The 406-nt window shown below is 48.8% G+C and carries 1 protein-coding gene; it reads right to left on the minus strand.

The genetic code is table 11. The annotated features are described in order from the left end of the window. Window positions 1–202: 202 nt before the first annotated feature. On the minus strand, window positions 203–406 hold a 204-nt coding region (locus SORDD16_RS12105), incomplete at its 5' end, for a hypothetical protein (protein WP_277730695.1).

Raw genomic sequence — 406 nt, forward strand, 5'->3', positions numbered from 1 at the left:
CTTCAGCATCAGTATCAGCTAGCCAATCAACTTCAGCATCAGTAAGTGCAAGCCAAAGCGCTTCAGCGTCTGCAAGTGCAAGCCAAAGCGCTTCAGCATCAGTAAGCTCAAGCCAATCAACTTCAGCTTCAGTAAGCTCAAGCCAAAGTACTTCAGCGTCTGTATCAGCTAGCCAAAGCGCTTCAGCATCAGTAAGCTCAAGTCAAAGTGCTTCCGCTTCAGTATCTGCAAGCCAAAGCGCTAGCGCATCAGTAAGCTCAAGCCAAAGTGCTAGCGCATCAGTATCAGCTAGCCAAAGTACCTCAGCGTCTGTATCTGCAAGCCAATCAGCTTCAGCTTCTGTAAGCTCAAGCCAATCAGCTTCAGCGTCTGTAAGTGCAAGCCAAAGCGCTTCAGCTTCAGTAAG

Origin of the sequence: Streptococcus oralis (genome assembly GCF_001578945.1) — a bacterium.
In the GTDB taxonomy this organism is placed as follows: Bacteria; Bacillota; Bacilli; order Lactobacillales; family Streptococcaceae; genus Streptococcus; species Streptococcus oralis_Q.